The sequence below is a fragment of the Streptomyces sp. SID5910 genome (assembly GCF_009862125.1).
Classification (GTDB): Bacteria; Actinomycetota; Actinomycetes; order Streptomycetales; family Streptomycetaceae; genus Streptomyces.
This window is the reverse complement of record NZ_WWHX01000645.1, coordinates 1-3,878: the sequence shown is the minus strand read 5'-3', so window position 1 is coordinate 3,878 and position 3,878 is coordinate 1. Positions and strand designations below refer to the sequence as shown.

The 3,878-nt window shown below is 74.9% G+C and carries 5 protein-coding genes; 3 read left to right on the top strand and 2 right to left on the bottom strand.

Going from position 1 to position 3,878, the window contains the following annotated elements:
• Positions 1 to 250: 250 nt before the first annotated feature.
• Positions 251 to 529 (bottom strand): hypothetical protein, encoded by a 279-nt coding sequence (locus tag GTW67_RS22795; protein ID WP_346010720.1) that lies wholly within the window; start codon positions 527 to 529, stop codon positions 251 to 253.
• Between the two features lie 162 nt (positions 530 to 691).
• On the opposite strand from GTW67_RS22795, the gene GTW67_RS22790 reads away from it, so the two are divergent.
• Positions 692 to 1,057 (top strand): anti-sigma factor antagonist, encoded by a 366-nt coding sequence (locus GTW67_RS22790; RefSeq protein WP_161166671.1) that lies wholly within the window; start codon positions 692 to 694, stop codon positions 1,055 to 1,057.
• Positions 1,058 to 1,085: 28 nt separating this feature from the next.
• On the opposite strand, the gene GTW67_RS22785 is transcribed toward GTW67_RS22790, so the two are convergent.
• On the bottom strand, positions 1,086 to 1,472 hold the full coding sequence (locus GTW67_RS22785; RefSeq protein ID WP_346010719.1) for an ATP-binding protein: 387 nt from the start codon (positions 1,470 to 1,472) through the stop codon (positions 1,086 to 1,088).
• Between the two features lie 405 nt (positions 1,473 to 1,877).
• Between GTW67_RS22785 and GTW67_RS22780 the strand changes: the two genes are divergently transcribed.
• Together GTW67_RS22780 and GTW67_RS22775 are read left to right on the top strand one after the other, a co-directional pair.
• On the top strand, positions 1,878 to 2,306 hold the full coding sequence (locus GTW67_RS22780; protein ID WP_161166669.1) for a VOC family protein: 429 nt from the start codon (positions 1,878 to 1,880) through the stop codon (positions 2,304 to 2,306).
• A 251-nt stretch (positions 2,307 to 2,557) separates the two neighbouring features.
• Positions 2,558 to 3,878: PAS domain-containing protein (locus GTW67_RS22775; protein ID WP_161166668.1), on the top strand; the 1,321-nt coding region annotated here is incomplete at its 3' end.

Here is a 3,878-nt window from a genome sequence, read left to right as displayed (position 1 = left end):
CCCGCCGGCCGGGGTCAGGGACACCACCGCGGATCACCGCCAGGTTTCAGGGACACCACCGCGGCCCGGCAGCGCTGCCCCGGGCCCGCCGGCCGGATTCCGGCACACCACCGCGGGTCACCGGCCGGGATCAGGGACACCACCGCCGGTCGCCGCCAGGGGCACCACCGCGTGCCCTCATGCGTCGGCCCCGGCCTGAGGCGGCACGGCACCGCGTGCCCACCTCTGGCCGGGCCGCGTCAGGCCCCCGTCACCCGTCCTGGACGGCCTTGCGGACCTTCGCCTCCAGCTTGTGGCGGGACTGGCCCTGGTCCTTGCCCTCCTCCTTGACGTACTCCGTCATCGCGGTCTGCGCGTCCCGGTCCAGGTCGCGCCATGCCCGTACGGCCGTCTCGTACGTCTGCGACTGCCGTCGGGTCCACTGTTGCTGCGTAGGAGGCCCGTACGAGTCGCGCAGCTCCTCGACCCGGTGCTGTGCCTGGTCCGCCGCGCGGCGCTTGTGCACGAGCTCTTCGAATGTGTGAGCCACCACACCTCGACCGTAGTCAGAGCACGGCCATCGCGCGCGTCGAGCGGCCGCGGCCCGCCCGGCGGCTCCTTCCGGTCTGCACAAGTGGCCCACACGAACCCCCGAGGGCCTTAACATCAACGCACCGAAGACGGCCGGGCATATGCGAGAGGTGAGGGAAGCGTGGCGGACATCGAGGGAGCGGCAGTACCGGAGCGGCTGCTGATCACCCGTACCACCACGGGCGGCGACGTCAGCGTCGTCTCCCTCGCCGGAGAAGTCGATCTCGACGGCAGCAGTCAGCTCCGCGACGTCCTGCTGGCCTGTGTGGAGGCGGCGCCGTGCACGGTGGTCGACTTCTCGGAGGTCGCCTTCCTGGACTCCAGCGGCATCAACGTGCTGATCTCCGCCCACCAGGCCGCCGAGTCCCGTGGCGTCCTGTTCCGGCTGGCCGCGCCGCAGCAGGCCGTCCTGCGGGTCCTCCAGCTCGTCGGGGTGGACACGCTCATCCCCTGCTATCCCACCGTCGACCAGGCCCTGGCCGCCTGAGCGCCCCGCAGCCGGCCGCCGGTGCGGGTCACCGCAGCGGCAGCCGTGCGAAGACGGTCTTGCCGGTCGGGTGCGGCTTGGTGATGACCTCGTCGCACAGCCGCGTCACGATCTCCAGACCGTGCCGGCCGACGCGCCGGGGGTCTCTCGGCAGGAACGTGGGGAAGGCCTCCCCGGTGTCCGACACGGCTATCTCCACGCCGTCGTCCACCAGCGTCAGCACCAGCCGGCACGGGCCGGGCGCGTGCCGGAGCGCGTTCGTCACCAGTTCGCTGACGACCAGGCGAGCGGTGTCCAGGAAGGTGTCGGCCGTCTTCACGCCGGCCGCGGCGAGTCGCGCGACGAAGCCCTGGACGACGTCCCGGGAGGCCGGGATCATCGCCGAGCCGCCCCTGAACTCCACCGCGGTGGACACGGCAGGGGCGTCCGCGGCATCGGGTCTGTGCGCCGGAGTCATACAGAGCCTCACCGTCCGGTCCGGGGCCGAGGAGTGGAAGCGTAGGCCCGCGCTGCTTCACGATACGCATCGAACCGGCTCTGCCTCTTCCTTTGCCCCAACTTCCGCCGTGCGCAACCTGTTTCGGTCAGGCGCCGGGCACCGCGCCGCGGCGGCGACGGCGTTGCCCCCGGTCCGCGACGGGCGGTAACGTCGGCCGCGTGACTGCCGGGTCGGCCATGGGCCATGCACGAGTGAGGGTCCCGGCCCCGGCGTGACCTCACGGCGGGCCCGAGGCCCGCCCCGTCTCCGCGTTCCCTCGTACCGCACGCCCGTACCGCGGGCGCCGCGCCACCGAACCCGAGAACCGGAGACCTCCGACCCATGCCTGACGACCAGCACCACCCGTACTCCCCCGCGCCGTCGGCCACGACCGTGCAGCTGAACCACACCGTCGTCCTGGCCCGGGACCGGCGGCTGTCCGCCGAGTTCCTCGCCGCGATCCTCGGACTGGAGGTCGGCGCCCCGTTCGGCCCGTTCCTGCCGGTCGACCTCGGCAACGGTGTGACCCTCGACTACTACGAGCAGCGGGACGAGCCGATCCAGTCGCAGCACTACGCGTTCCTCGTGCCCGAGGACGGCTTCGACGGCATGATCGCCCGCCTGGACGCGGTCGGCGTCACGTACTACGCCGACCCCCGGCACACCGAACCCGGCCGGATCAACCGGCTGTTCGGCGGCCGGGGCGCGTACTTCGACGATCCGGACGGCCACAACCTGGAGATCATGACCCGGCCCTACGCCCGGCCCTGACGGCCCACGTCCGGAGCCGGCGGGGCTCACCGGCCCCATGGTGACCGGCTCGCTCCCGGCCGTGACGGTGACCGGCCGTCACGGCCGGGGCCGCGCCCGCCCAACCCGTCCGGCAGACCACCGCCACCGAGAGTTCCGCCACCCCGCCCGATCGAGCTCACCCGTGCGCACCGACCACGTGCGCCCGGGCGGTCCCGTGGCGCATTCTTGCTGTGTCGCCCGTGCGGCGGCACACGGACGAGGTGGGGCCGATGAGTACAGGCGCCGAGGCCGCGGACAGGACGGCCGAACGGCTCGTGACGCTGCTGATCGACGCCTCCGCCGAGGCGATCGGCGCGGCCGGAGGCCACGCGGGCGGCGTCTACCTGGGCTCGCGCACGCCCGGGCTGCTGCGGCTTGCCGTCCTCGCCGGACTCCCCGGGCCGCTGTTCCGCCCCTGGTGGCGCCTGCACGCCGACAGTCCCTTCCCCGTCGCCGACGCCTACCGGCTCGGCGTGCGGGTGGTGCTGCCCGACGCCGCCGAGACGATGCGCCGCTACCCGCAGTTCGCGGCCGGCCTGCCGTTCCCGTTCGGCTCCCTGTACGTGCCGGTCGCCGGCCCGGCGCGGACGTACGGCGTCCTGACCGTCCTGCGTCCGCCGGTCCCGGACACCACCGAGGTGCTGGAGGGCGTCGAGCACATGGAGCGGTGCGCGCGGGACCTCGGAGCGGCCCTGGGGGAGCTGGAGCGGGACGGCGCCGCCCCGCGGGTCGCCTGGGACGGCGAGCCGCTGTGCATCCGGCCGCCCGCGTCCCGGCGGCACCCCCAGCGGGCCGGGAGCTTCTCCTGGGACCCCGGCACGGGCGCGGTCACCGTCGACGAGCCGCTGCGCGCCCTGCTCGGCGCGCCCGGCGGGCACGAGGGCACCGTCGTCACCCTCCAGGCGCTCATGGCCGCCCTGACCCCGGACGACGGGCACCGGATGGCCGCGGCACTGCGCCAGACGGCCACGGGCAGTCCTCCGCCGCTGCCCCTGTACGTCCGCGCGGCGGACGGCACGCTGCGGCTGGTGGAGCTGTGGACACCGCGCGCGGGCCCGCCCGGCGCCGGCCCGGTGCGCGGCGTCGTCCGCGATCCGGCGGCCGGCACGGTGGCCGACGTCGCGGCCGACCTGCTGCCCGACGGCGTGTTCTGCGTCGACCGGCTCGGCACGGTCGTCTACGCGAACCCGCGCGCGGCCCAGCTGCTCGGCCGGCCACGGGCGAAACTCCTCGGCCACTCCCTGTGGGAGGCCGTGCCCTGGCTCGACCAGGCCGCGTACGAGGACCATCTGCGCGGCGCGCTGCTGTCCCCCGAGCCGGTCCGCTTCCACGTCCGGCGCCCGCCCGACGACAGCCGCAGGACGGCGCCGCAGCCCTACGAGGGGGACTGGCTCGCCGTGTCCATACATCCGGGGCCGGACCTCCTCACCGGCACGCTCCGCCCGGCCAACCGGGTCGCGGACGCCTCCGCCGGGCTCACGCCCGAGCACGCCGCGGCCGGGGCTGCCGAGGCCGGCGAGCCCCCGCCGGCCGCCGCCTCGACGGCGCCGC

Bases quoted from the DNA above. Each gene is read 5' to 3' on its own strand.
- GTW67_RS22780 (WP_161166669.1), top strand. From the start codon at position 1,878: ATGCCTGACGACCAGCACCACCCGTACTCCCCCGCGCCGTCGGCCACG.